The sequence below is a fragment of the Polaromonas sp. YR568 genome, from assembly GCF_943371715.1.
GTDB lineage: Bacteria > Pseudomonadota > Gammaproteobacteria > Burkholderiales > Burkholderiaceae_C > Polaromonas.
On sequence record NZ_CALRVW010000035.1, the window covers coordinates 1 to 24,078 of the forward strand.

General features: G+C 65.6%; 26 protein-coding genes. 8 read left to right on the plus strand and 18 right to left on the minus strand.

Annotation, left to right across the window (positions count from 1 at the left end):
- Nucleotides 1-495: 495 nt before the first annotated feature.
- The 14 genes from AAG813_RS18205 to hpaR all read right to left on the minus strand — a co-directional run bounded on the left by AAG813_RS18205 (nt 496) and on the right by hpaR (nt 13,185).
- Nucleotides 496-1,398 (minus strand): DMT family transporter, encoded by a 903-nt coding sequence (locus AAG813_RS18205; RefSeq protein WP_341917328.1) that lies wholly within the window; start codon nt 1,396-1,398, stop codon nt 496-498.
- Nucleotides 1,395-2,390, minus strand: coding sequence for a 2-dehydropantoate 2-reductase (locus tag AAG813_RS18210; RefSeq protein WP_341917329.1), 996 nt, complete (start codon nt 2,388-2,390; stop codon nt 1,395-1,397). Before AAG813_RS18210 ends, AAG813_RS18205 begins: the two co-directional genes overlap by 4 nt.
- A 38-nt stretch (nt 2,391-2,428) precedes the next feature.
- Nucleotides 2,429-3,205 (minus strand): class II aldolase/adducin family protein, encoded by a 777-nt coding sequence (locus AAG813_RS18215; protein ID WP_341917331.1) that lies wholly within the window; start codon nt 3,203-3,205, stop codon nt 2,429-2,431.
- A gap of 160 nt (nt 3,206-3,365) precedes the next feature.
- Nucleotides 3,366-4,352: a Bug family tripartite tricarboxylate transporter substrate binding protein gene (locus AAG813_RS18220; RefSeq protein WP_341917332.1), complete on the minus strand. Its 987-nt coding sequence runs from the start codon at nt 4,350-4,352 to the stop codon at nt 3,366-3,368.
- A 43-nt stretch (nt 4,353-4,395) separates the two neighbouring features.
- Complete coding sequence (gene ilvD, locus AAG813_RS18225; RefSeq protein WP_341917334.1) at nt 4,396-6,156, minus strand: dihydroxy-acid dehydratase; 1,761 nt, start codon at nt 6,154-6,156, stop codon at nt 4,396-4,398.
- 9 nt (nt 6,157-6,165) lie between these two features.
- Entirely contained in the window at nt 6,166-6,939 is a 774-nt protein-coding gene (locus AAG813_RS18230) for an SDR family oxidoreductase (protein WP_341917337.1), read from the minus strand.
- Entirely contained in the window at nt 6,939-7,772 is an 834-nt protein-coding gene (locus tag AAG813_RS18235) for an aldolase/citrate lyase family protein (RefSeq protein ID WP_341917339.1), read from the minus strand. The genes AAG813_RS18230 and AAG813_RS18235 overlap by 1 nt, the downstream gene beginning before the upstream one ends.
- Nucleotides 7,773-7,779: 7 nt before the next feature.
- On the minus strand, nt 7,780-8,580 hold the full coding sequence (hpaH, locus tag AAG813_RS18240; RefSeq protein ID WP_341917341.1) for a 2-oxo-hept-4-ene-1,7-dioate hydratase: 801 nt from the start codon (nt 8,578-8,580) through the stop codon (nt 7,780-7,782).
- Nucleotides 8,581-8,582: 2 nt separating this feature from the next.
- On the minus strand, nt 8,583-8,990 hold the full coding sequence (locus AAG813_RS18245; protein ID WP_341917343.1) for a 5-carboxymethyl-2-hydroxymuconate Delta-isomerase: 408 nt from the start codon (nt 8,988-8,990) through the stop codon (nt 8,583-8,585).
- A 14-nt stretch (nt 8,991-9,004) separates the two neighbouring features.
- A complete protein-coding gene (gene hpaD / locus AAG813_RS18250) occupies nt 9,005-9,928 on the minus strand; it encodes a 3,4-dihydroxyphenylacetate 2,3-dioxygenase (protein ID WP_341917345.1) in 924 nt (307 codons plus the stop codon).
- Between the two features lie 2 nt (nt 9,929-9,930).
- The gene (hpaE, locus tag AAG813_RS18255) at nt 9,931-11,388 is read right to left on the minus strand and encodes a 5-carboxymethyl-2-hydroxymuconate semialdehyde dehydrogenase (protein WP_341917347.1); all 1,458 of its coding nucleotides are present in this window, start codon (nt 11,386-11,388) and stop codon (nt 9,931-9,933) included.
- A gap of 2 nt (nt 11,389-11,390) precedes the next feature.
- The gene (locus AAG813_RS18260; protein WP_341917349.1) at nt 11,391-12,137 is read right to left on the minus strand and encodes a fumarylacetoacetate hydrolase family protein; all 747 of its coding nucleotides are present in this window, start codon (nt 12,135-12,137) and stop codon (nt 11,391-11,393) included.
- A complete protein-coding gene (locus tag AAG813_RS18265; RefSeq protein ID WP_341917351.1) occupies nt 12,134-12,757 on the minus strand; it encodes a fumarylacetoacetate hydrolase family protein in 624 nt (207 codons plus the stop codon). Before AAG813_RS18265 ends, AAG813_RS18260 begins: the two co-directional genes overlap by 4 nt.
- Nucleotides 12,754-13,185: a homoprotocatechuate degradation operon regulator HpaR gene (gene hpaR / locus AAG813_RS18270; RefSeq protein WP_341917352.1), complete on the minus strand. Its 432-nt coding sequence runs from the start codon at nt 13,183-13,185 to the stop codon at nt 12,754-12,756. Before hpaR ends, AAG813_RS18265 begins: the two co-directional genes overlap by 4 nt.
- 106 nt (nt 13,186-13,291) lie before the next feature.
- Between hpaR and radA the strand changes: the two genes are divergently transcribed.
- The 5 genes from radA to waaF all read left to right on the plus strand — a co-directional run bounded on the left by radA (nt 13,292) and on the right by waaF (nt 17,640).
- Nucleotides 13,292-14,659, plus strand: a complete 1,368-nt coding sequence (gene radA, locus AAG813_RS18275; protein ID WP_341917354.1) for a DNA repair protein RadA — start codon at nt 13,292-13,294, stop codon at nt 14,657-14,659.
- Nucleotides 14,660-14,834: 175 nt separating this feature from the next.
- Nucleotides 14,835-15,269, plus strand: coding sequence for a glycerate kinase (locus AAG813_RS18280; RefSeq protein WP_341917355.1), 435 nt, complete (start codon nt 14,835-14,837; stop codon nt 15,267-15,269).
- A gap of 98 nt (nt 15,270-15,367) precedes the next feature.
- On the plus strand, nt 15,368-16,309 hold the full coding sequence (locus tag AAG813_RS18285; RefSeq protein ID WP_341917357.1) for a branched-chain amino acid transaminase: 942 nt from the start codon (nt 15,368-15,370) through the stop codon (nt 16,307-16,309).
- Between the two features lie 2 nt (nt 16,310-16,311).
- Entirely contained in the window at nt 16,312-16,521 is a 210-nt protein-coding gene (locus tag AAG813_RS18290) for a zinc-finger domain-containing protein (protein ID WP_341917358.1), read from the plus strand.
- Nucleotides 16,522-16,620: 99 nt separating this feature from the next.
- Entirely contained in the window at nt 16,621-17,640 is a 1,020-nt protein-coding gene (gene waaF, locus AAG813_RS18295) for a lipopolysaccharide heptosyltransferase II (protein ID WP_341917359.1), read from the plus strand.
- 3 nt (nt 17,641-17,643) lie between these two features.
- Here waaF and AAG813_RS18300 read toward each other — a convergent pair whose 3' ends face one another.
- The 4 genes from AAG813_RS18300 to AAG813_RS18315 all read right to left on the minus strand — a co-directional run bounded on the left by AAG813_RS18300 (nt 17,644) and on the right by AAG813_RS18315 (nt 22,399).
- The gene (locus AAG813_RS18300; RefSeq protein ID WP_341917361.1) at nt 17,644-18,261 is read right to left on the minus strand and encodes a carboxymuconolactone decarboxylase family protein; all 618 of its coding nucleotides are present in this window, start codon (nt 18,259-18,261) and stop codon (nt 17,644-17,646) included.
- Between the two features lie 384 nt (nt 18,262-18,645).
- Nucleotides 18,646-19,857, minus strand: a complete 1,212-nt coding sequence (locus tag AAG813_RS18305; RefSeq protein ID WP_341917362.1) for a HAMP domain-containing sensor histidine kinase — start codon at nt 19,855-19,857, stop codon at nt 18,646-18,648.
- Between the two features lie 154 nt (nt 19,858-20,011).
- Complete coding sequence (locus AAG813_RS18310) at nt 20,012-20,722, minus strand: response regulator transcription factor (protein ID WP_341917394.1); 711 nt, start codon at nt 20,720-20,722, stop codon at nt 20,012-20,014.
- Between the two features lie 270 nt (nt 20,723-20,992).
- Nucleotides 20,993-22,399 (minus strand): AmpG family muropeptide MFS transporter, encoded by a 1,407-nt coding sequence (locus AAG813_RS18315; protein WP_341917364.1) that lies wholly within the window; start codon nt 22,397-22,399, stop codon nt 20,993-20,995.
- Between the two features lie 69 nt (nt 22,400-22,468).
- Between AAG813_RS18315 and AAG813_RS18320 the strand changes: the two genes are divergently transcribed.
- The 3 genes from AAG813_RS18320 to AAG813_RS18330 are packed head-to-tail and all read left to right on the plus strand — an operon-like array spanning nt 22,469 to nt 24,044.
- A complete protein-coding gene (locus tag AAG813_RS18320; protein ID WP_341917365.1) occupies nt 22,469-23,287 on the plus strand; it encodes a M48 family metallopeptidase in 819 nt (272 codons plus the stop codon).
- Nucleotides 23,288-23,291: 4 nt separating this feature from the next.
- Entirely contained in the window at nt 23,292-23,639 is a 348-nt protein-coding gene (locus AAG813_RS18325) for an Hpt domain-containing protein (RefSeq protein ID WP_341917367.1), read from the plus strand.
- Between the two features lie 15 nt (nt 23,640-23,654).
- Nucleotides 23,655-24,044 (plus strand): response regulator, encoded by a 390-nt coding sequence (locus AAG813_RS18330; RefSeq protein WP_341917368.1) that lies wholly within the window; start codon nt 23,655-23,657, stop codon nt 24,042-24,044.
- Nucleotides 24,045-24,078: the final 34 nt, after the last annotated feature.

Genomic DNA, 24,078 nt, shown 5'->3' on the forward strand with positions numbered 1-24,078 from the left:
GATCCGGGATCCATGTTGGTTTGCTCGTGCCGCTGGGTATGCCTGCTGGCCGGGACTCGCCCCGGCGGGCGAGGCACTTTTCTTTGCTTCGCCAAAGAAAAGTACCCAAAAGAAAGGCGACCCGATGGTCTGGGTCCCTTCGCTTCGCTACGGGCAGCCTGCGGTGCTCGCCGAAAGAGGGGTCGAGCTCGAACTCGCTTCGCTCAGACAATCGCTCGCCCTGATCCGCTTTCGGCTGCGCTCCTCGGCCCAGCCCGACGGGTGGGGAACAAATGCGGGATCGGGTGCGGGGAGACATGACGCGCGCAGCGCGTCATGTCGGGGCAAGCGGCTGTCATGTATGCACGTTGGTGCAGCACACGCGGCCAATGAAGCTCCCCGCCATCGCCCAGCGGGGCGAGGGAGGGGCGGGGGGAGGGAGTGGGGGGTTAAGCCCTGCTGTCTTCTGCATACCCCAGTGTTGGGGCTTGCCACTGCGAAGGCGCCTTGGTAAGCTCAGCGCTTCCTCAGCCCCAGCACCATCACCGCACCGACCACCAGCAGCGCGCCGGCCACCTGCACCGGCGCAATCGCCTGGCCCAGGATCAGCCAGGCCAGCACCAGCGCAAACACCGGTTCCACATTCATAATGGCCGAGTTTCCGACCACGCCCAGTTTGGGCAGCACGGTGAACATGATGGTGAAGGCCGTGCCATACAGAAAGGTCAGCGCCGCCAGGCCCCACCAGCCGATGGGCGCCTGCGGCAGCTGGAAGCCGCCCTGCACTGCCACGCCGGCCAGTGCAAACAGGCCGACGATGCTCATGGTGGTCAGGGTGCGCACGCGGCCGTCGACGTCGCCGGCCTCGTGCTGGGTCAGCACCAGCGCCACGCCAAACGTGGCGGCTGCTGCCAGCGCAAAGGCCACCCCGGTGCCGATGCGGCCCCACTGCCCGGCCGCGCCCAGGCCCGAAGCGGCGCCCAGCACGTCGAGCGCCAGCGCCAGCCCGATCAGGATCACCGGCATGGCCAGCAGCAGGGCGCGTTCGGGTGAGCGGCGGTACAGCGCCCAGTCCCACAGCGCCGTCCAGATCGGGTAGGTGTTGAAGGCCAGCAGGGCCAGCGCCACCGGCAGCCGTGCGACGGCCGAGTACAGGCACAGGCTCTGCACCGCGATCAACAGGCCGATGACCGGCAGGATGCGCTTGTTGCGCGCAGTGAAGCGCAGCGGCACACGCTGGATGGCCAGCAGGGCCGCCACCGCCAGAGCGGTGACCACGCTGCGGAAAGCGACGGCGGTGGCGACGTCCACGCCGTTGTTGAAGGCCAGGCGCGCCGCCACATGGTTGGCGCCCATCATCAGCGCGATCAGCAGCAGCGTGGCAAAGGCGGTGCCGCTCAGGGCGCGGTGGCTGCTCATGGGTACAGCCCGTGCACGCGGGCGTGCAGGCGCGAGAGGCCCAACAGCGCGTCGGTAAAGGGTGTGGGCACCTGCGTCAGCTCGCCCAGTTCTTTCACGACGGTGACCAGCGCATCGAGCTCGACCGCCTTGCCGGCTTCCACGTCCTGCAGCATGGAGGTCTTGAAGGCGCCGAGCTTGAGCGTCACCGCATGCCGGTCTTCCGGTTGCTGGTCAATCGGGATGCCGATGCGTGCGCCTATCTCCTTGGCTTCGAGCATGATTTTCGAGATGAAGTCGCGCACCAGCGGGTCGCCCAGGATCAGGTCGGTGGTCGCGCCAGTGAAGGCGCTGATCGGGTTGACCGTCATGTTGCCCCAGAGTTTGTACCAGGCATCTTTCTGGATCTGCGCCGACACGCTGGCCGCAAAACCGGCGCGCACCAGCAGGTCCGCCAGCGCCTGCACACGCGGGCTTTGCACGCCCGAAGGTTCGCCGATGATGAGGCCGTTGCCGAAATGGTGGCGAATCAGGCCGGGCGCGTCGACCGAGCAGCTCGCGTGCACCACGCAACCGATGATGGCCGCCGCCGGAATGGCCGCGGCGATTTCGCCGGTGGCGTCCACCGCCTTCAATGTCGTGTCGGCATAGGGGCCGCCGAACCCCTGGAAGAACCACCAGGGCACGCCGTTCATGGCGGTCAGAACGAGGGTGTCGGGGCCGATGAGGGGTGCGATCTGGCGTGCCACGTCGAGCAGCGCCGGTGCCTTCACCGCGATGACCACCAGGTCCTGCACGCCCAGCGCGGCCGGGTCCGCGCTGGCCTGTACGGCGGCGGAACGTGTGTCCGTTCCGCTCGCCACACGAAGGCCGTGCTGGTTGAGCGCTTCCAGCGTCGCGCCGCGCGCCACCACGCTGACCTTGCAGCCGGCCGCCGCGAGTCCGGCGCCCAGCCAGCCGCCGATGGCGCCAGCGCCGTAAATACAGGCCGTGTTAATTGTTTTGTGGGTCATTTTGGCTTCCAGCCCTTTGTTGAGGGACGCAAGACGCTCTAGTTTTGATAGCTGTTGTCGAGCCGGTCGACCTGCCGCACCAGGGCGTCAAAGACGTCCTGACCGGCGCCGTAGGCCGGCTGGAACTGCAGCGCGTCGCGCGTGGATTTTTGCGCCACGTCGTCGCTCACGGGAATCGCCGGGCCCATGCTGAAGGTGGCCAGCTGGATTTCGCAGGCGCGCTGCAGCGTCCACAAGATGGCAAAGGCCTGCGGCAGGGTGTGGCCCCAGGTCAGCAGGCCGTGGTTGCGCAAGATCACCGCCTGCCGCGTGCCGATGTTGCGGACCAGGCGCGGGCCTTCCTCGGCGTGGATGGTGATGCCTTCGAAGTCGTGATAAGCCACCTTGTCATGCAGCTGGGCCGTGTAGAAGTTGGTCTGCTGCAGGCCGCCCTGCAGGCAGGCGACCGCCACGCCGGCGGTGGTGTGGGTGTGCATCACGCAGTGCGCATCGGGCAGGCCGTCGTGGATCGCCGCGTGCACGGTGAAGCCGGCCGGGTTGACCCGGTGGGTCGATCCGTCCAGGACCCGGCCCAGCAGGTCGATCTTCACCAGGTTCGATGCAGTGACTTCGCTGTAGTGCAGGCCGAAGGGGTTGATCAGGAATTGCTTGCCCCCCCCGGTGACGCTGTCCGGCAGCCGCACCGTGATGTGGTTGTAGATCATCTCGGTCCAGCCCAGCATGGCAAACACGCGGTAACAGGCGGCCAGTTGCAGGCGGGCCTGCCACTCGTCAGGGTGCATGCCGGGGGGCGAGGTTTTCAATACAGCATTCATGGTGATTTACTTCTACGATCAATCAATCAAGCGAGGGGGCCAGTGTATTTCTGCATTTTCAAGCAGGGGCCGCGGGTCCGGCTTTGCCGGCCCGCAGGCGCAGCGGCCCCCTCGGGGGGCAGAGAGTTACACGCAGTGAACGAACGTGGGGGCCATGTCTTCAAGCGTCGGCCGTGAAACCCACCGACTTGACGATGGGCGCCCACTTGGCCGTGTCTTTCCTGATCAGCTCGGTCAGCTCGGCCGGGGTCGAGGATATGGCTTCCAGGCCGAAGGTGGCCAGGCCGTCGATCACGTCCTTCTGCGCCAGCGCGACTTTCAGGGCGGCATGCATGCGGTTGACCACCTCGGCCGGGGCTTTGGCCGGCAGCAGGAAGGCGAACCACTCGCTGTGTGTCATGTCCTTGAGGCCCTGCTCCGAGAACGTGGGCACGTCGGGTGCGAAGCGGCTGCGCCTGGCGCCCGAGACACCCAGGATGCGGACCTTGCCGGTAGCCAGGTGCTGGGTGATGTCGCCGATCGGACCCGACACCGCCGACACGTTGCCGCCCAGCAGGTCCAGCATGGCCGGCTGGGTGCCGCGGTAGGCCGCATGTTTGAGGTCCACACCGGCGCTTTTGCCCAGCAGCGCGCCCACGAAGTGCGGGGTGGAGCCGGCCGCGGGCGAACCGAAATTGGCGCCCAGAGGGTTGGCCTTGGCCCAAGCCAGGAAGTCGGCCACCGTCTTGACGGTCATCGGCACGGCGGGGCCGACGGCAAAACCGAAGTCGAAGGCGCAGGCCAGCGACACCGGGCTCAGGTCGACCAGCGGCTCGTAGGGCAGTTTTTTGTAGATGTGCGGGTAGATCGTCAACATGGAGGTTGGCGTCTGCAGCAGGGTGCTGCCGTCCGGCGCCGCGGCCTTGACATACTGGATCGCGATCTGGCCGCCGGCGCCGGTGCGGTTTTCCACCTGCACGCTTTTGGCGTAGTCGGGCGTCATCCTGGTGCCGACGCGGCGGCACAGGGTGTCCGAGGTGCCGCCGGCGGCAAAGCCGGTGACGATCTTGAGGTTGTCCAGGGCCTGGGCCCAGGCGGTCTGGCCGATGCTGGCCAGCAGCGCGGAGGCGCCTGCGGATTGGATGACCTGGCGGCGGGTGATGTTCATGGATATGTCTCCTTGGGTGGGTTGTAATGAAGCGAACGAAAACTCAGGAAGCGTCGCGCAGCCAGACCACGGCCCCGGAATGGGTGACCGCGCCCTGGTGGGCGGGACGCACGGTCAATGCGTATTTTTCCAGCAGGCCGCCCAGCGGCGCGGCGCTGCCCGCCTGCCGGCTTGCCAGGCGTTGGGTGATTTGTTCGGGGCTCAGGTCCACGGTGATGCTGCGCGCGGCGGGCCGCGCGTCGATGCTGACGATATCGCCGTCCCGCAGGGCGGCGATCGGTCCGCCGTCAGCAGCCTCGGGTCCGACGTAACCGATGCACAGGCCGCGGGTTGCTCCGGAAAACCGGCCATCGGTCAGCAAGGCCACCTTGTCGCCCATGCCCTGGCCATACAGCAGCGCGGTGATGCCCAGCATCTCGCGCATACCCGGGCTGCCTTTCGGGCCCTCGTTGCGGATCACGATCACGTCGCCGCTCTGGTACAGGCGCTGCTGCACCGCGGTCTGGGCCTGTTCTTCCGAATCAAACACACGCGCCGGCCCACGGTGTACCAGCGTCGCCAGTCCGGCGGTTTTCAGCAGCGCGCCGTCCGGGCAGAGGTTGCCCTTGAGCACCGCCAGGCCGCCGTCCAGCGACAGCGCATGCGCCAGGTCGCGCACCACACGGCCGTCGGGCGCGGGCGCACCGGCCAGTTCTTCGGCCAGCGTGCGGCCGGTGAAAGTCAGCGCGTCGCCGTGCAGGTAGCCGCGCTCCAGCAGCTCGCGCATCACCACGCCGGCACCGCCCACGTAATACAGGTCGCGCGCCAGGTACTTGCCGCCCGGACGCAGGTCGGCGATCAGCGGCGTGCGCGCAAATATTTCCGCCACGTCGTCGAGGTGGAAGCGGATGCCGGCCTCATGCGCAATCGCCGGCAGGTGTAGTGCGGCATTGGTCGAGCCGCCGGTGGCCGAGACCACCGCGCAGGCGTTTTCCAGCGCCTGCCGCGTGACGATGTCGCGCGGCAGCGGGGCCTCGCCCATCACGGCTTTCATCAAGGTTTTGGCGGCGCGGCGCATCAGGGGCGCGCGTTCGCTGAACACGGCCGGCACCATGCTCGAACCGATCGGCGCCAGCCCCAGCGCCTCCGACACCATGCCCATGGTGTTGGCGGTGAACTGGCCGGCGCAGGCCCCGGCGGTCGGCAGGCAGGCGTGGCTGATGGCCTCGAGTTCATCCTGCGTGGCGTCGCCGGCCAACACCTTGCCGATGGTCTCGTAGGTGTCGACCACATTGAGGTCGCGCCCGTCCACACCGGGCGCCTGGCCCGGCAAGGCGGAGCCGCCGTGCACAAACACGCTGGGCACATTGCAGCGCACCATGCCCATCATCAGGCCGGGCAGGTTCTTGTCGCAGGCGCCGATGCCGAAGATGCCGTCCCACTGGTGGCCACGCGTCGAGGCCTCCACGCTGTCGGCGATCAGTTCGCGCGAGATCAGCGAAAACCGCATGCCCGAATGCGCCATGGTCAGGCCGTCGGAGACCGAGACCACCGGGCATTCGTGCGGCATGCCGCCGTGCGCGTAGATGCCGGTCTTGGCGTGTTGCGCCTGCTCGCGCAGGTTCAGGTTGCAGGGGCTCATCTCGCCGCCGGTGTGGAACACGCCGATGTGCGGACGCGTGATTTCCTCGTCGTCCTGGCCCAGCGCGTAGAGAAAGCTGCGCGTGGTGGCGCGCACTGTGCCTTCGTAAATCGTGGCCGATCTGAATTTTCGCGGCGGGGTGTCGCCGTTGTTTCCTTTGTTGCTGTCGTTGTTGTTGTTCATGGGTGGTTCTTATCCGGGGTTGAGGTGCAGGCCGTTGTCCATAACCAGCACGTTACCGGTCATGGCCGGTGCCTGCGTGGTGACAAACCAGGCCAGGGCCGCAACTTCTTCGGGCTGCGACACGCGCTGCAGCACGGCTGCAGCGGTCTGGCTGGCCATCACTTGTGCGTACTGCGCTTTTTCCAGCACCCGGCCCGGCAGGCCGCCATCGACAAACCCCGGTGCAATTGCGTTGACGCGGATTTGCGGCGCCAGGGAACGCGCCAGCGCCAGGGTCAGGGTGTTGAGTGCGCCTTTGGACGCTGCGTAAGCCATGGACGAGCCACGACCGAGCACGCCGCCTATCGAGGAAATGTTGAGGATGCTGCCGCCGCTGGCCTTGAGCGCGGCGGCGCAGGCGCGCACCATGCGGTAGGCGCCGACCACGTTGACGTCATAGGTGCGGTGAAATTCGTCTTCCCCGAGCGCGTCCAGATCGGTGTGGGGGATAAAACGGGTGGTGCCCGCGCTGTTGACCAGGGCATCGATGCGGCCGAAGCGTGCGAGCACGGCCGTCACATACGCCTGGCAGGCGGCTTCGTCGCGCACGTCCAGGGTCTGCAGCAACACCTGCGCGCCGGCGGCCTCGCAGTCTTCGGCCAGCGCCTGGGCCTCGGCGAAGGTGCTGTCGTCCAGGTGGCTCAGGGCGACATACCAGCCCTGCGCCACGAACTGGCGAGCACAGGCCGCGCCTATGCCGGTGGCGGAACCGGTGATGAGGCAGACGGGGGCGGTCGCAGCCATCAATACGTCTTCCCCGCCGGCGCAAGCTGCACGCCGGCCTTGAAGCTCGCGGCCAGTGCGCTGGTGTGGCGCACCAGCAGCTGGGTGTCCAGTCCCACGGCCACAAAGGTGGCGCCCAGGGCGATGTAGTGGCGTGCCAGTTGTTCGTCGGTCGTCAGGATGCCGGGCGCCTTGCCTGCTTTCAGGATGCGCGCGATCGCCGATTCGATGGCCGCCTGCACCTCGGGATGGCCCGGGTTGCCCACATGGCCCATGGACGCCGACAGGTCGGCCGGGCCGATGAAGACACCATCCACACCGTCCACGGCGGCGATGGCGTCCAGGTTGTCGAGCGCCAGCTGTGTTTCTGCCTGCACCAGCAGGCAGACCTGTGCATTGGCTTCATGCGCGTACTGCGGGTAACGGCCCCAGCGCGAAGCGCGCGCGCCGCCCATGCCGCGTATGCCGCCTATGTCCTTGCCCTGCGCGTCGAATTGCGGATAACGCGAGGCGCGCACCAGCGCGGCGGCCTGTTCGGGGGTGTCCACCATGGGCACCAGCAAGGTCTGCACGCCGATGTCCAGGTACTGCTTGATCAGCGCTTCGCCGACATGGCCGTGGCCCATGGGCACCCGTGCCATCGCGTGCGAACCGGGGTAGGCCGCAATCACCTGCAGCTGCGCCAGGATGCTGTTGATGTCGTTCGGTGCATGTTCGCCGTCGATCAGCAGCCAGTCAAAACCGGCGCCGGCGCAGATCTCGGTGCTGTAGGGGCTGGCCAGTCCCAGCCAGAGGCCGATCTGGGTTTGTTTCTGGGCGATGGCCTGCTTGAAGGCATTGACAGGTGTTTGCATGGAAGACTTATTTGAAGGAAAAATTGAAGCGCCCCAGCGGCCCATAGTCGGCGTCGAACACATCGCCGGCTGTGGCCAGCACCGGGCGGGTGAAGGAGCCGGCCAGCACGACTTCGCCGGCTTGCAGGCCTTCGCCCCAGGGCGCGAGTTTCATGGCCAGCCAGGCGACGCCGATGGCCGGGTGGCCCTGTACGCCGGCGGCCAGGCCGGTTTCCTCGACCACGCCATTCTGGCGCAGGATGGCGCCGACCCAGGGCAGGTCGATGCCCTGCGGCGACACCTTGCACCCGCCCAGCACGATGCCGGCATTGGCGGCGTTGTCGCTGATGGTGTCCTGCACCTTGCGCATGGCTTTGCTGTGGCGGTCGAACTGCTCGATGCGCGCGTCGATGATCTCGATCGCGGGCTGCACGTAGTCGGTGGCGTCCAGCACATCGTCCACCGTGAGGTGTGTGCCTTCCAGTTTTTTCTTCAGCACAAAGGCCAGTTCCACTTCCACGCGCGGCGCGATGAAGCGGGCTGCCGGAATGTTGCCGGGCTCAAAAAACATGTCGTCCAGCAGCGTGCCGTAGTCGGGCGAGTCGATCTGGCTGGAGATCTGCATCGCACGCGAGGTCAGGCCGATCTTGTGGCCCCTGGCCACGCGCCCCCCGGCGATTTTCATTTGCACCCACGCGCGCGAAATCGCGTAACCGTCCTCGACGGTCATGCCCGGGTAACGCTTTGAAAAATGCTCGATCTGCACGCGGGTCTTCTCGCTGTGGTCCAGTTCGGCGGCCAGCTGGGCAATGAGTTCGGGGCTGAACATGGTCAGGTTTTCTGGAAGAGGGGGTGGAGATTGCTGTGTTTGCCGTCGTAGACCTGGCCGGGGCTTTCGTCCACCTGCAGCGTGATGCCGACCAGCCGCTCCTTCATCAGGGGATCAAAATGAGCCGCAGCGCTTGCCAACAAAGCGTCGCCAGCTCTCTTTTTTGTAGCGTCCGAGCGGCCAGCAGCCATGCGCAGGTTCAGATAGACAAAGCCGTAGTCACGCTTGCCGTCAGCCACCGCGTAGTGCGCGGCCGGGTAGGCCAGCACCCGCGTGCCGCCGGTGGGGAAGACCTGTTTGCCCTCCTCATCTTTCACGGCCAGCATGGTGTCGGCCAGCGCGCGGCACAGCACCGTCATGTCGGTGGCGGTCTCGAGGTTGGGGGTGTAGAGGATGACGAGGTGGGGCATGGTGTCTTGTATGGTCAGAGCCGGCTCGCGGCCTGGTAGCCCTGCGCGGACGCGGCCTGCACGGCGGGAATGGCGGCGCCGGTTTGCGGCGTGACCGGGAACACCGCGTTGATCTGCCCGGTGCCTGAAGCGCCGAAGTAGGGCGTGATGACCTCGGCCTGAGCGTCGTAGTCTGACCATCCCAAGGCGCCCAGCAGCATGGCGGTGTCGTGCATGAAGCCTTCGCCGTGGCCCTTGGCGGCGTATTCGGGCAGCATCGCGCAGAAGGTTTTCCAGTCGCCGCGCTGCCACATGCGCACCACTTCCTGGTCCAGTGTTTCAAGAAAGGGGCTCCAGATCTTGAAAGCGTATTCGGGTGCCAGGCCGTTCTGCGCAAAACGGTGCGACAGCGAGCCGCTCGCAAAAAGCGCCACGGTTCCGTCGTACTCGTCTTCAATCGCGCGGCGCATGGCCCAGCCCAGGCGCGCGCTGTCGTTGAGGTAATGCGCCTGGCACAGCGCCGAGACCGACACCACCCGGTAGTGCTGGTCGGCGTTCATGTAACGCATGGGCACCAGCGTGCCGTATTCCGGACTCAAGGAGGTGGCGTCGTGCGCCAGGGTCTCCACGCCGTGCGCATTGCAGGCTTTGGCCAGCAGCTGGCCCAGCGCCGGATTGCCCGGGAACTCGAAACTCATGTTGCTGATGAAGTGCGGCAGCTCGTTGCTGGTGTACAGGCCCTTGAAGTGGGGCGCGCAATTGATGTGGTAGTTCGCGTTGACCAGCCAGTGCGTGTCGAACACCACGAGGGTGTCCACGCCCAGAGCGCGGCAACGCCGGTCGATTTCCAGGTGCCCGTTGATCGCGTCTTGCCGCGTGCCCTTGCGCGGGCCGTCCAGCTCGCTGAGGTACATCGAAGGCACGTGTGTGATTTTTGCGGCGAGGGCGAGTGTTCCCATCTTCAGGCTCCCCAATGCGGAATATGGTGCGAGCCCAGTGACACGGCGACGTTCTTGGGTTCGCAGAACACCTCGTAGCTCCAGGTGCCGCCCTCACGTCCTGTGCCTGACGCCTTGGTGCCGCCGAAAGGCTGACGCAGGTCGCGCACGTTCTGGCTGTTCACGAAACACATGCCAGCCTCCACGGCTGCGGCCACCCGGTGCGCGCGGCCGAGGTTCTCGGTCCAGACATAACTCGAGAGGCCGTATTGCGTGTCGTTGGCCAGACGGATCGCGTCGGCTTCATCCTTGAATGGGATCAGGCAGGCGACGGGGCCGAAAATTTCTTCCTGCGCGATGCGCATGCGGTTGTCCACGTCGGCAAACACCGTGGGCAACACGTAGTTGCCTTTCTTCACGCGTTCCGGCAGGTCGGGCGTGCCGAGCCCGCCGCACAGCAGGGTGGCTCCTTCTTTCGGGCCGAGTGCTATGTAGCTGCGCACCTTGGCCAGGTGGCCCTGCGAAATCATGGGGCCTATGGTGGTGGTTTCGTCGAGGGGGTCGCCGACCTTGATGCGTTTGGCGCGCTCCACGAATTTCGCAACGAAGTCGGCGTAAATCGATTGCTGCACCAGGATGCGGCTGCCGGCGGTGCAGCGCTCGCCGTTGTTGGAAAAAATCATGAACACCGCGGCGTCGAGCGCGCGCTCGAGGTTTGCGTCCTCAAAAATCACGAACGGTGATTTGCCGCCCAGCTCCATGCTGAATTTCTTCAGACCCGCGGCCTGCACGATGCGGTTGCCGGTGGCGGTGGATCCGGTGAAAGAGATCGCGCGCACATCGGGGTGGCGGCACAGCGGCTCCCCTGCGTCCTTGCCATAGCCGTGCACGATGTTGAGCACGCCCGGCGGGATTCCGGCTTCCAGCGCGAGTTCGCCCAGGCGCGCGGCTGTCATCGGCGAGAGTTCGCTCATCTTCAGCACCGCGGTGTTGCCAAACGCCAGGCAGGGCGCAACCTTCCAGGTGGCCGTCATGAAGGGCACGTTCCACGGCGAGATCAGCGCGCAGACGCCGGTCGGGTGATACAGGGTGTAGTTCAGGTGCGTTTCGGTCGGGTAGGTGTGGCCATCGACCCGCGTGCACATTTCGGCAAAGTAGTAAAAGTTGTCGGCCGCGCGCGGAATCAGCTGCTTGCCGGTTTGTGCAATCACCTGGCCGCAGTCGTTGGTCTCCATCTGCGCGATTTCGGGCACATGCGCGGCAATCAGGTCGCCGAGCTTGCGGATGATTTTGGCGCGCTGCGGTGCCGGCATGCCGGCCCACTTCGGAAAGGCCTCTTTCGCCGCGGCCACGGCGGCGTTGACTTCGGCTTCGCCGCCAGCTGCCACTTCGGCCAGCACGTCCTGCGTGGCGGGGTTGACGGTTTCGAAGTAGTCGCGGCCGGCAACAGTCCTGCCGTTGATGAGGTGGTCTATTTTCATGTTCATTCAATCGTGTTGATAAGCGAGCCCAAGCCTTCGATGCTGGTGACAACCACGTCGCCGGGCTGGCAGTCCACCACACCGTCGGGTGTGCCGGTCAGGATCAGGTCGCCGGGCTGCAGCGTCATGAAGCTGCTGAAATATTCGATCAGGAAGGGCACATCGAAAATCATGTCGCGTGTGTTGCCGGACTGCGTGACCCGGCCGTTGACGGTGGTCTGCAGCGCCAATGCCATCGGGTCGGCGATGTCCGCCGCATCCACCAGCCAGGGTCCGAGCGGCGTGCAGGTGTCGCGGTTTTTCACACGCAGATTCGGCCGGTACCAGTTTTCGAGGTAGTCACGGATCGCGTAGTCGTTGGCGATGGTGTAGCCGGCGATGAAGTCGTACGCGTCGTCGCGCTTGACCTTTCTGGCAGTCTTGCCGACGACCACCGTGAGTTCACATTCGTAATGCATGAACTGCACACCGGCCGGGCGGCGTGTGAGCTGCCGGTGGCCGGTCAGCGTGCCTTCGCCCTTGATGAAGACCAGGGGTTCTTCGGGCGCCTTGAATGCGAGTTCTTTCGCGTGGTCAGCGTAGTTCAGGCCGAGTGCGAGGATGGTGCGCGGGCGCGGCGTGGGCACCAGCGGCGGCAGCCAGGTGACGGCATCTTCACTGACGAGCCGGCCATCGTCGAGCTGCAATCGACCATCACGTTCGACCGCGTGTTGTGCCTTGCCCTCATACATAACACGTGCGTGTTTCATGACGCCTCCGCCACCAGCGTGTTGCTCAGCACGCCGAAACCCGGTGCTGTGATGTCGATGCGGTCGCCGGCTTTGGCCAGCGGGCGGCCTGCATCGCAGCCCAGCATCAGCATGTCGCCGGGGCGCAGCGTCATGAATTCACCGACATCGGCCAGCAGCCGGGCGGCGTCGCGCAACAGATGGCTGAAGTTCACGGTTTGCTGGAGCTCGCCGTTGATGCGCACTTCCAGCGTGAAGCCCGAAGCATCACCGGCTTCGCTGGCAGGCACCAGGCGTTCGCCGATACCGAGAAAGCCGTCCAGGCACTTGAACTTGACGGGCGGCCGGAAGAAGCTGGCGTGCGGAACGGAGAGGTCGTTCACCAGCACGTAGCCCGCCACTTCGCCGGCCTCACCCATCACCATGGCGATGCTGGCGCCGACTTCGACCTCGGGGACCCGAGCCGGCACGGAGATGCTGGCGCCGCTGGCGCTCCAGGTGTTGGCCGGCTTGACATACAGAACCGGCGCCTGGGGCGGCACTTTGTAGGGCGGCTGGTTCATCTGCGATGCCAGCGCCTCGACCTCGGCGCGGAAGTTCAGCAGCACGCCGTACACGGTGCCTTCAGGTAGCCAGCTCATGGCTGCTCCAGTGCAATCACTTCGTCGAGCAGCGCATACAGCTGCGCGAGCTTGTCTTTTCCCAGGCTCGCTTCCATCCATGCATAGTGCGCTTCGATGGCCCCCGAGAGCGTGGCCACCAGTTGCACACCTTTTTCCGTGGCTTCCACGGTGGTGCGGCGCTGGTCTGCCGGATCACGCGAGCGCTGGATCAGGCCGTCGCGCTCCATGCGGGTCAGCACGCCCGTCAGGCTGGGGCCGAGGATGAAGGCCTCGCGCGCGACCTTGCCGGTTTCAACCACGCCGTGTTCGCCCAACACCCGCAGCACCCGCCACTGCTGGTCGCTCAGCGCATGTTCGCGCAGGCGCGGCCGGGTGTGCGCCATCACCGACTCGCGCGCCTGCAGCAGCAGGCGGGGCAGGTTGCGGTGAATAAAAGGTGTGTTCATGAGGTGAGTTGAATTTATTTAACATGTTAAATGATTCAGGACTTGCCGCCAGTTGCTTGAGGTCGGGATTAACCCGTACTGTGAATAAATACAGTAATATCGCCGGATGGCCAAAGACAAGACGATTTACACCTGCACCGAGTGCGGTGGCACCAACCCCAAATGGCTGGGCAAATGCCCGCATTGCGGCGCGTGGAACACGCTGATCGAGTCGGTCGCCGAGAGCTCGTCGCCGGTGAAAAACCGCTTTGCCTCGCTGGCCAAACCGTCGGAAGTCGCGACCCTGGCCGACATCGAGGCCACCGACATGGCGCGCACCCCCACCGGACATGAGGAGCTGGACCGCGTGCTGGGCGGCGGCATCGTCGAGGGCGGTGTGGTGTTGATCGGCGGCGACCCGGGCATCGGCAAGTCCACGCTGCTGCTGCAGGCGCTCGATTCGCTGCAGCGCGCCGGCCTCGACACGCTTTACGTCACTGGCGAGGAAAGCGGCGCCCAGGTCGCGCTGCGTTCGCGCCGCCTCGGGCTGGACGGCTCGCAGGTCAAGGTGCTGGCGGAGATCCAGCTCGAGAAAATCCTCGCCACGCTGGAGGCCACGCGGCCGGCCGTGGCCGTGATCGATTCCATCCAGACCGTGTATTCCGAACAGCTCACGTCGGCGCCGGGCTCGGTCGCCCAAGTGCGCGAATGTGCGGCCCACCTGACGCGCGCGGCCAAGTCCAGCGGCGTCTGCATCATCCTGGTCGGTCACGTGACCAAGGAAGGTGCACTCGCCGGCCCGCGCGTGCTCGAACACATGGTCGACACCGTGCTGTATTTCGAGGGCGACACGCATTCGAGTTTTCGTCTGGTGCGCGCGATCAAGAACCGTTTCGGCGCGGTCAACGAGATCGGCGTGTTCGCCATGACGGAAAAAGGACTGAAGGGCGTGAGCAACCCGAGCGCGATTTTTCTGAGCCAGCATCCCGAACCGGTGCCGGGCAGCTGTGTGATGGTGACTTTGGAAGGCACGCGTCCGTTGCTGGTAGAAATCCAGGCGCTGGTCGACAGCGGCGGGCCGAGCCCGCGGCGGCTGTCGGTGGGCCTCGACCGCGACCGGCTGGCCATGCTGCTGGCGGTGCTGCACCGCCATGCCGGTATTGCCTGCATGGACCAGGATGTGTTCGTCAACGCCGTCGGTGGCGTGCGCATCAGCGAGCCGGCGGCCGACCTGGCCGTGATGCTGGCCATCACCTCCAGCCTGCGCGGCAAGCCGTTGCCCAAGGGTTTTATCGCTTTCGGCGAGGTCGGGCTGGCCGGCGAGGTGCGGCCCGCGCCGCGCGGCCAGGAGCGGCTCAAGGAAGCGGCCAAGCTGGGTTTCAGCGTGGCGGTGGTGCCGAAGGCGAATGCGCCGAAAAAGCCGATCGAAGGCCTGACCATCCATGCGGTCGAACGCGTGGAGCAGGCGATCGAGGTGGTGCGAAGCCTCGCCTGACGGCTGCTGCCCTGGCTTCGGCGGTTCAATTGCTACTAAATCAGGAGCTGTTGGAGCCCGTCCTTTATGGGCTGACGGCCGATTCTCCTAGAAATAGCGCGTGTGCAGGGCGCTGCGCCAGGTCCTACGCACTCCCCGCAGCCGGGCGGCGGCCGGCGGCTGCGAAAATAGCGCCATGAACTTCCAGAAAATTTTTGTTCCGATTGCCGGCGTCGCCGTGGTGGTGCTGGCTTACCGCGGTTTTGGCTGGGCCGGTGTGGCCGCTGCGGTCGGCGGCCTGATGATGTGGCTGCTGCTGCACTTCACCCGCATGATGCAAGTGCTCAAGCGCGCAGCCAACCGGCCCATCGGGTATGTTGACAGCGCCGTCATGCTCAATGCCAAGCTCAAACCGGGCCTGACGCTGCTGCATGTGGTGGCCATGACCCGAAGCCTGGGCGCGCTGCAATCCGACAAGGATGCCCAGCCCGAGGTGTTCCGCTGGACCGATGGCAGCCAGTCGCATGTCACCTGCACCTTTGTCGGCGGCAAGCTGGCGCACCATGAACTTTTCAGGCCGTCGGTGCCGGATTCGCTGCCGGCCGCCGAGGGCCCGCCGCCCGGCCCGTAAAATCAGTATTTCGGGTTTTTCGGCAGGTTCCCCGGTCCGTCCGGCAGCCGGCCAGACGCCGGGAACCCTTTCACGACATTCATCACAGGATCAGCACCATGTCCCCAGTAGCACCCTCCATGGAAGACCGCGACGGCAAAATCTGGATGGATGGCCAGATGGTCGAATGGCGCGACGCCAAAATCCATGTCCTGAGCCACACCCTGCATTACGGCTGCGGCGCCTTCGAAGGCGTGCGCGCCTACAAGACGGCTGACGGCAGCACGGCCATCTTCCGGCTGGAGGAACACACCGAGCGCCTGTTCAACAGCGCCAAGATCCTGCGCATGAAAATTCCTTTCAGCCAGGAAGAGGTCATGGAAGCGCAAAAGGCCGTGGTGCGCGAGAACAAGCTGGAAAGCTGCTACCTGCGGCCGCTGACCTGGATCGGCTCGCAAAAGCTGGGTGTCAGCCCCAAGGGCAACACCATCCACCTGATGGTGGCGGCCTGGCCTTGGGGTGCCTACCTCGGCGAGGAAGGCATGCAACGCGGCATCCGCGTGAAAACCTCCAGCTACACGCGCCACCATGTCAACATCACCATGACGCAGGCCAAGGCGGTCAGCAACTACACCAACTCCATCCTCGCCAACATGGAAGCGCTCGACGACGGCTACGACGAAGCCTTGCTGCTCGACGCCTCGGGTTTTGTCAGCGAAGGCGCAGGCGAGAACATCTTCGTGATCAAGGGCGGTGTGGTCTACACGCCCGACCTGTCGGCCGGCGCCCTCAACGGCATCACGCGCAACACCATCCTGCACATCTGCAAGGACCTCGGCCTCGAGCTGATCCAGAAACGCATCACGCGCGACGAGGTGTACATCGCCGACGAGGCCTTCTTCACCGGCACCGCCGCCGAAGTCACGCCGATCCGCGAACTCGACCGCATCGAGATCGGCGCCGGTTCGCGCGGTCCCATCACCGAAAAAATCCAGAGCGCGTTTTTTGACATCGTCAATGGCCGCAACCCCAAATACGCCGGCTGGCTGGCCAAGGTCTGATCATGAGTACCTCTTTCACTGTCGAACTGCTCGCCAAGGACCTGAACCCGCAAGGCGGCGTGTTCTGCCCCAGCCCCAAGGCCGAGATGGCCGTGTGGAACAGCCACCCCAAGGTCTACCTGGACGTGGCGCGCACCGGCCAGGCCAAGTGCCCGTACTGCGGCACGACTTACGCGTTGAAAGCAGGCGAGCACGTCGGCTCTGGTCACTGAGATGGCTGCACCTGGCCGTTCGGGCTGAGCCTGTCGAAGCCTTCCTCAGACATCGCAGTTTGCAAACACCCTTCGACAAGCTCAGGGCGAACGGAAGCCATGCAAGGTAACTCCGACCGTTCCCTCGTCATCGCGCCGCAGTGGATAGGCGACGCCGTCATGACCGAGCCGCTGTTGCGGCGCCTGCATGCACGCGGCGAGCAGCTCACGGTCGGCGCCCTTCCCTGGGTGGCGCCGGTGTACCGCGCGATGCCGCAGGTGCACGAGGTCATCGAGTTTCCGTTTGCCCACGGCGGCCTGCAGCTGAAGGCGCGTCGCGCGCTGGCCAAGCGGATCACCGGCCAGTTCGACACCGCCTACGTGCTCCCCAACTCGCTGAAAAGCGCCTTGCTGCCCCTGCTGGCCGGTATTCCCAAACGTGTCGGTTACCTCGGTGAAGCGCGCATCGGCCTGCTGACCCATCGCCTGAAAAATCCCGCCAAAGGCCAACGTCCGCCCATGGTGGCGTTTTATTCGGCGCTCAGCGGCGACACCGGTCTGGACACCGACCGGCCGCAGTTGCAGATGCCGGCGGCCGAGGTGGCGCAGGCGCTGGCCGAGCTCGGCCTGGAGCGCGGCGCTTATGACGTCTTTGCTCCGGGCGCGGAATACGGACCGGCCAAGCGCTGGCCCGCGGCGCATTTTTCCGAACTGGCGCAAGGCCTGTCCCTGCCGGTGGTGTTGCTGGGCTCGGGCAAGGAAGCGGCGCTGTGCGAAGAGATCGCCGGCCCGGCCAACGCGGTGAGACCCGGTGCCTGCATCAACCTGGCCGGCAAGACCACGCTGGTGCAGGCGCTATGCGCGATTGCGGCGGCGCGCCAGGTGGTCAGCAACGACTCGGGCCTGATGCATGTGGCGGCGGCCTTTGGTGTGCCGCAGGTCGCCATCTTCGGCTCGTCGAGCCCGCTGCACACGCCGCCGCTGAGCGCGAAAGCCACGGTGCTCTGGCTGAAGAATGACGCAGACTACCTGCCGCCGCTCGATTGCGCGCCGTGCTTTGAGCGCGAATGCCCGCTGGGCCACACGCGCTGCCTGAACGACATCAGCGCGGCGCGGGTGCTCGCGGCCCTGTCGCCCTGAGGCTCAGGCCGGAAACGCGGCCAGCGCGTTGAAGTCGGGCTGGGGCTGCCCCGGTGTACGCGCCACATTCATCACCCAGCACACCATCGTGAAATAGCCGACCAGCGTGGCCAGTTCCACCACGCCCTGTTCGCCGAAGAGCGCCAGGGCTGCGGCGTACGAGCTGTCGCTGACGCCGTGATGCAGCAGCAGCTCGGTCACGACGTCCACCATGGCGGCTTCGTCGGGCGCCGTGCTGTGCGGGTACTTGCCTTCGGCAATCGCATCAAGGCTGGCCTGCGGCACGCCGGCCTTGAGTGCCAGCGGCGCATGCATCAGCCACTCGAACTGGTTGGACACATGGCGCGCCACCAGGCACATCGCCAGTTCACGAACACGCACATCCAGCACGCTGTCAAAACGCAGGTACTCGCCTACCTGCCCGACGCGCGACATCAACGCCGGACTGCGCAGCAGCGGAATGAAGGGGCCGAACACCGCCTTGCGCGGACCGGCGATCAGGGCATCGGCCGCTTCCCGCTGCGCGGCGGACATCACTTCGGCCGGCAACATGGGCAGCCGCTCCGGGGCCGGGGTGGAGAAGCCCTGGCTGACAGGTGCAGCCGGATGGTGGGTGTTCACGCTGAAACTCCTGCAATCAAGTAGCTGGCGATGGTAACGCGGGCGCGAGCGACGGTCCCGCAGCTGTCTCCAGGCAAAAAAAAAGACCACCTTCCGGTGGCCCTGCCAAGTCCTTTGGGGACGTCGTTGAGACTGATAGTCTGTTGATCGATTTCGAGTCTTCTGCCTTTGTTTTCAGCGGTCGATGTTGTCACAGCAACCCTCCTACTTTAAAGGGTAGATAGTTTTTGTGGCATCCCCTATTTGAGGGAGAAATGTTGCTTTTTTGTATGTAACGGTGTTACAAAATGAGACTTTGTTTCAGCTGGTGTCGGTGCGGCGGCCGTGGCGCGTGCCCGCTTCCCTGCCGGGTGGGCGCAGACCGACCACGCCGGCAAGGTTGCGTCAGGCCGCGGCAGGCATCGGCAGCTCGACCACAAAAGAAGCGCCGCCGCCGGGCCTGTCCTCGCAGCGCACGTTGCCGCCGTGGCGCTCGGTGATGGATTTGACCAGCGCCAGGCCCAGCCCCACGCCGCCTTCGCGCTCGCTGGCGCCCGGCAGGCGGTAGAAAGGCTGGAAAATGCGTTCACGCTGGTCGGGCGGCACGCCGGGTCCGTGGTCGTTGACGCGGATCACGGCACGCCGCTGCGCACCCGCGCCGGTCTGTCCGAGCTCCAGGCTGACCTCGCCGGTACTGTAACGCCTGGCGTTTTCCAGCAGGTTGCGGATCAGGCGGCGCAGCAGGCGCGCCGAGCCCTGCAGCGTGAGGCTTTCGGTCTGGGTCGCCGTGCCGAGTGTGGCCTGCACCCGGGCACATTCCTCGGCGGCCAGACCGGTCAGGTCCAGCACCTCGAACGGTTCGGCGTCGGCCTGTTTGGTATCGAGCCGGCTGGCCAGCAGGATTTCGTCGATCAGCTGGTCCAGCTCGTTGATGCTGCGCGAGATTTCGGCGCGCTGCGTCGAGCCGGCGCCGCCCCCCATCAGTTCCAGGCCCATGCGGATGCGCGCCAGCGGCGAGCGCAACTCGTGCGAGGCGTTGGCCAGCAACGATTTGTGCGAGGCGAGCAAGGCTTTCTGCGACTCCATCAGTGTCTCGATGCGCTCTGCGGCGTGGTTGAAACGTTCGGCCAGAAAAGCCACTTCGTCGCTGCCCTGGACCACCATGCGAGCCGACAGGTCGCCGCTGCCCCAACGCTCGACGCCGCGCTGCAGGCCTTCGAGCCGCTGCGTCAGCCGGCGGATGATGGGGTAGGCGCCCAGCGCGACAGCCAGCGCGACCAGGCCCAGCATCCAGCCAAAGCCAAAACCGTAGGGCGGGCGGTTCCAGGAACTGCTGGGCGGTCGTTTGGGCCGGGGCAGCTGCAGGTTGAGGACCTGGCCGTCCTTCGTCAAGACATCAAACTCGAGGCCGTCGCCGAGCTTGCGGTCCGGCCTGGTCTGTGCCCGGCCGATGACTTCACCGGCAGCGTTGTGCACCAATACTTCGCGGATCGGCAGTTGCGGCGGGTCGGCGCTCAGTTGCCAGGCCGCGCCCACGAGAAAGGCGAGCACCACCACCGTGGCCACCACGGCGAGCCAGATCCGGACATACAGATGCGAGGTAAAACGTGACCACATCCCGGAACTCCTATAAATCCGATTTCCGGGCGCATGGCTTCGTTGCGCGGTGCCCGGAATCCTCATGCACCGAAGTGCATTCCGGTATCCTGCGCGCCGTGCGCCTTGCCCTGCATCCCGACAATCGAATTTTTGGAAGTCTCATAAGGCCGGATCAATCCTGCTGCTTGGCAAACACGTAGCCCACACCGCGCACGGTCAGGATGCGTTTGGGGTCCTTGGCATCGACCTCGATGGCGCTGCGGATGCGTCCCATGTGGACATCGATCGAGCGGTCAAACGCTTCGAGTTCGCGGCCGCGCACGGCTTCCATGATCTGGTCCCGGGAAAGTACGCGGCCGGCGCGTTCGGCCAGCGCCACCAGCAGGTCGAACTGGTAGGACGTCAGTTCGCAGACCTTGCCGGAAACCGACACGGTACGCGCGTCGCGGTCGATCTCGAGCGAGCCGAAGCGCAGGGTCTGCTGGCTGCCGCTCGTGCTGGTCGTCTCGCCGCCGCGGCGCAACACGGCACGGATGCGGGCCAGCAGCTCGCGCGGCTCAAAGGGCTTGGGCAGGTAGTCGTCGGCGCCGATTTCCAGGCCGACGATGCGGTCCATCGGGTCGCCCTTGGCGGTCAGCATCAGCACGGCCGTGCGGCCGGCATCGCCGCCCAGGCCCTTGATGCGCCGGCACACTTCGAGGCCGTCCATGTCGGGCAGCATCAGGTCGAGAATCACCAGGTCGGGCTTGCAGCTTTGCAGTGCTTCCAGGCCCTTGCCGCCGTCGACCGCATGGGTGAACCCATAACCCGACTGGCGCAGGTATTCCCCCACCATGGTCGCCAGGCGGGTGTCGTCTTCGATCATCAGGAGTTGCTGTGTCATGGGCGGGTTCACCGTGCGGGTGCTTGTGGGCTGATCAGTGTAGCCATTGGCGCCCGCCGGCGGGGTGGCCGCCAACACGTCGGTGGTGAAAGGGCTGGGGGTACGGTCACTCATGGAGGCTCCTTCGTCAATGACCATCTCATGGTGCGCGCCGTGCAACAAGTCGCGTTGAAGCCGCTGTAAAGTTAGGTAAACCGTCGCGCCCGCCCGGACCGGCCCCTATGGTGCTTGTGATGTGCTATGAAATAAGTAGCTATTGACGCCCGTGAATCATGGGTTGGGCGGCATTTTCATGCGTGAAGCCAGCCACACCAACAGCAGCACCGGCGCACCCAGCAAGGCCGTCACCGTGAAAAAACTGCTGTAACCAAACGCGTCCACATAGCTGCCCGAATAACCGGCCAGAAACTTCGGCAGCAGCAGCATCATGGAGCTGAACAGGGCGTACTGCGTGGCCGAATAGTTGATGTTGGTCAGGCTCGAGAGGTAGGCGATGAAGGCCGCCGAGGCGATGCCGCTGGACAGGTTGTCGGCCGATATCACGAAGATCAGCGCATTGACATCGTGGCCGAGCGAACCCAGCCAGGCAAACAGCAGGTTGCTGCCGGCGCTCAGGATGGCGCCCAGCATCAGCACGCGCATCACGCCAAAACGCATGGCCAGCGCGCCGCCGACAAAGGCGCCGACCAGCGTCATGATCACGCCGTAGATCTTGGTGACGGCCGCCACCTCGTCCTTGGTGTAACCCATGTCGACGTAGAAGGGGTTGGCCATGATGCCCATCACCACGTCGCTGATGCGGTAGACGGCGATCAGCATCAGGATCAGCGCCGCCTGTTTGCCGTAGCGGCGCAGGAAGTCGGCAAAGGGTTCGACCAGCGCGCTTTTCAGCCACTCGGCGGCGTTGCGCGCAGGCGGCAGCTCGCGCGGCGCCGGCTCGGGCGAAAACAGAACCGTCACCACGCCCAGCAGCATGGACGCCGCCATCGCGAAATACGCGATCTGCCAGGCGCCGTGCTGGTAGCCGATGACACCGCCCACACCGACAACCTCGGCCCGCGCGGCAATCCACAGGACACCGGCGCCGGCCCAGATCATCGCCATGCGGTAACCGGTCTGGTAGGCCGCCGCCAACGCGGCCTGGCGCTGTACGTCGGCCGACTCGATGCGAAAGGCGTCGAGTGCAATGTCCTGCGTCGCCGAGCCAAAGGCCACCGCCAGCGCGCACCAGACCACCGGCAGCAAAGCAATTTTGGGATCGGTCAGCGCCATGCCGACCAGGGCCGCCATGATGACGGACTGCGACAGCAGCAGCCAGCTGCGCCTGCGTCCCAGCAGGCGCGTCAGCAGCGGAATCGGCAGGCGGTCCACCAGCGGCGCCCAGACCCATTTGAAGCCGTACGCCAGCCCGACCCAGCTCAGGTAGCCAATCGTGGTGCGGTCGATCCCGGCTTCGCGCAGCCAGAAACTCAGCGTGCCGAACACCAGCAGCAGCGGCAGGCCGGCGGAAAAACCCAGCAGCAGCATGCGCAGCGTCGGCGCCTCAAGATAGACGCGCAAGGTCTCGGCCCAGCTGGGGCGCGCGGCCTGGGCGGGAGCGATTGCGGAAAGATGAGCTTCAGAAAGCGGCGTTGGCTGACGTTTTGCTTGGGGATCGTCGGATAAGGTCTCGCTCATGCAGGAATAATACGCTGTGGGCCATTTGGCCCGACCGGCCGGAACCTGCCCCTTTATCTGGAGAAGGCGATGACATTTGCATTGAGACTGACCCTGGCGGCCTTGTCCGCAGCCTTGTTGCTGGGCGCGGCGCCGGCCCACGCCCAACGCGAGGGGGTGGCTGTCGGCGGCAACTCGGGCTTCACCAAGCTGGTGCCGGCGGGGGAGATCGAGCAGGCTTCCCGGCAGCAATACGGCAAGATGCTGCAGGAGGCCGCGGCCCAGAAGGCCCTGGCTCCTGCCAATCATCCGCAGGTGCAGCGCCTGCGCCGCATTGCCCAGCGCATCATTCCGCATGCCGTGGCCTGGAACCCGCGTGCGAAGGACTGGCAGTGGGAGGTCAACCTGATTGGCAGCAATCAGATCAATGCGTTTTGCATGCCGGGCGGAAAAATTGCCTTTTACACCGGCATCCTGGACCAGCTGAAGCTGAACGACGATGAGGTGGCCATGATCATGGGCCACGAAATGGCCCATGCCCTGCGGGAACACGCGCGCGAGCGCATGGGCAAGTCGGCGGCCACCAACATCGGTGCCGGCCTGTTGTCACAACTGCTGGGCCTCGGGGATCTGGGCCAGACCGTCGCCGGGCTCGGCGTGGAACTGATCAGCCTGCGTTTTGGCCGGGAAGACGAATCGGAGGCCGATCTGGTCGGCATGGAACTCGGCGCGCGCGCCGGCTTTGACCCGCGCGCCGGCATCACGCTCTGGCAGAAAATGGCCGCGGCCAGCAAGGGCGCGCCACCGCAGTGGCTGAGCAGCCACCCGGCCGGCGCCACGCGGATTGCCGACATGGAGCGCACCCTGCCCAGGGTGATGCCGCTGTACGAACGGGCGCGAAAAAGCTGAGCGCATGAGCACCCCGCAAGAGGATTTCCAGAAGTTTCTCGACCAGCAGCGCGCCGACTACCGGCGTGCCCTGCCGGAAAAAATGGCGCACATCCGGGCCCTGTGGACCGCGGTGGCTGGCGACGACGACATGGCGCTGCTCACGGATCTGGAGCGCCTGGTGCACACGCTGGCAGGCACGGCCGGTACCCTGGGGTTTCGTGAGGTGGGTGCGGCGGCCAGGGCGCTGGAACTGCTGCTTGAGCAGGCGGCGCCGGCCGGTCAGGTACCCTTGCCACCACAGCGCGCCGAAATTGCGCTGGCCGTTGACGCGTTGCAGGCCAGCCTGCCGGCCGATGACCCTCTTTCTTGACCAAGGACGACAGCCATGAGCAAAACACTTGCCCGCATTCTTTATGTCGAAGATGAACCCGACATCCGCATGGTGGCGCAGATGGCCCTGGAGGCTGTGGGCGGCTTTACCGTGATCGCCTGTCCGTCCGGCAGCGAAGCGCTGGCCGCGGCACCGACCGCGCAGGCCGACCTGCTGCTGCTGGACGTGATGATGCCGGGCATGGACGGCCCGAGCACACTCAAGGCGCTGCGGGCGCTGCCCGCCACGGCCGACACGCCGGTGATTTTCATGACCGCCAAGGTGCAGGCCGCCGAAGTGGCGCAATACCGCGAGCTCGGTGCGATCGACGTGATTCACAAGCCGTTTGATCCGATGGAACTGTCGGCGCAGATCAGCCGCATCTGGGCGCAGCGGGGGGCGTAAAAACGCCTTTGTATCTGCAGCCCGGCAGAAGCGG

What these genes read in the sequence shown, in the direction of transcription:
- AAG813_RS18285 (WP_341917357.1), top strand. Translation starts at nt 15,368, where the DNA reads ATGTCCCCAGTAGCACCCTCCATGGAAGACCGCGACGGCAAAATCTGG.
- AAG813_RS18325 (WP_341917367.1), top strand. Translation starts at nt 23,292, where the DNA reads ATGAGCACCCCGCAAGAGGATTTCCAGAAGTTTCTCGACCAGCAGCGC.
- AAG813_RS18205 (WP_341917328.1), bottom strand. Translation starts at nt 1,398, where the DNA reads ATGAGCAGCCACCGCGCCCTGAGCGGCACCGCCTTTGCCACGCTGCTG.
- AAG813_RS18210 (WP_341917329.1), bottom strand. Translation starts at nt 2,390, where the DNA reads ATGACCCACAAAACAATTAACACGGCCTGTATTTACGGCGCTGGCGCC.
- hpaH (WP_341917341.1), bottom strand. Translation starts at nt 8,580, where the DNA reads ATGTTCAGCCCCGAACTCATTGCCCAGCTGGCCGCCGAACTGGACCAC.
- AAG813_RS18245 (WP_341917343.1), bottom strand. Translation starts at nt 8,990, where the DNA reads ATGCCCCACCTCGTCATCCTCTACACCCCCAACCTCGAGACCGCCACC.
- ilvD (WP_341917334.1), bottom strand. Translation starts at nt 6,156, where the DNA reads ATGAACAACAACAACGACAGCAACAAAGGAAACAACGGCGACACCCCG.
- AAG813_RS18310 (WP_341917394.1), bottom strand. Translation starts at nt 20,722, where the DNA reads ATGACACAGCAACTCCTGATGATCGAAGACGACACCCGCCTGGCGACC.
- hpaE (WP_341917347.1), bottom strand. Translation starts at nt 11,388, where the DNA reads ATGAAAATAGACCACCTCATCAACGGCAGGACTGTTGCCGGCCGCGAC.
- AAG813_RS18330 (WP_341917368.1), top strand. Translation starts at nt 23,655, where the DNA reads ATGAGCAAAACACTTGCCCGCATTCTTTATGTCGAAGATGAACCCGAC.
- AAG813_RS18265 (WP_341917351.1), bottom strand. Translation starts at nt 12,757, where the DNA reads ATGAGCTGGCTACCTGAAGGCACCGTGTACGGCGTGCTGCTGAACTTC.
- AAG813_RS18215 (WP_341917331.1), bottom strand. Translation starts at nt 3,205, where the DNA reads ATGAATGCTGTATTGAAAACCTCGCCCCCCGGCATGCACCCTGACGAG.
- AAG813_RS18230 (WP_341917337.1), bottom strand. Translation starts at nt 6,939, where the DNA reads ATGGCTGCGACCGCCCCCGTCTGCCTCATCACCGGTTCCGCCACCGGC.
- AAG813_RS18260 (WP_341917349.1), bottom strand. Translation starts at nt 12,137, where the DNA reads ATGAAACACGCACGTGTTATGTATGAGGGCAAGGCACAACACGCGGTC.
- AAG813_RS18315 (WP_341917364.1), bottom strand. Translation starts at nt 22,399, where the DNA reads ATGAGCGAGACCTTATCCGACGATCCCCAAGCAAAACGTCAGCCAACG.
- waaF (WP_341917359.1), top strand. Translation starts at nt 16,621, where the DNA reads ATGCAAGGTAACTCCGACCGTTCCCTCGTCATCGCGCCGCAGTGGATA.
- AAG813_RS18280 (WP_341917355.1), top strand. Translation starts at nt 14,835, where the DNA reads ATGAACTTCCAGAAAATTTTTGTTCCGATTGCCGGCGTCGCCGTGGTG.
- AAG813_RS18235 (WP_341917339.1), bottom strand. Translation starts at nt 7,772, where the DNA reads ATGCAAACACCTGTCAATGCCTTCAAGCAGGCCATCGCCCAGAAACAA.
- hpaD (WP_341917345.1), bottom strand. Translation starts at nt 9,928, where the DNA reads ATGGGAACACTCGCCCTCGCCGCAAAAATCACACACGTGCCTTCGATG.
- AAG813_RS18220 (WP_341917332.1), bottom strand. Translation starts at nt 4,352, where the DNA reads ATGAACATCACCCGCCGCCAGGTCATCCAATCCGCAGGCGCCTCCGCG.
- radA (WP_341917354.1), top strand. Translation starts at nt 13,292, where the DNA reads ATGGCCAAAGACAAGACGATTTACACCTGCACCGAGTGCGGTGGCACC.
- hpaR (WP_341917352.1), bottom strand. Translation starts at nt 13,185, where the DNA reads ATGAACACACCTTTTATTCACCGCAACCTGCCCCGCCTGCTGCTGCAG.
- AAG813_RS18305 (WP_341917362.1), bottom strand. Translation starts at nt 19,857, where the DNA reads ATGTGGTCACGTTTTACCTCGCATCTGTATGTCCGGATCTGGCTCGCC.
- AAG813_RS18320 (WP_341917365.1), top strand. Translation starts at nt 22,469, where the DNA reads ATGACATTTGCATTGAGACTGACCCTGGCGGCCTTGTCCGCAGCCTTG.
- AAG813_RS18290 (WP_341917358.1), top strand. Translation starts at nt 16,312, where the DNA reads ATGAGTACCTCTTTCACTGTCGAACTGCTCGCCAAGGACCTGAACCCG.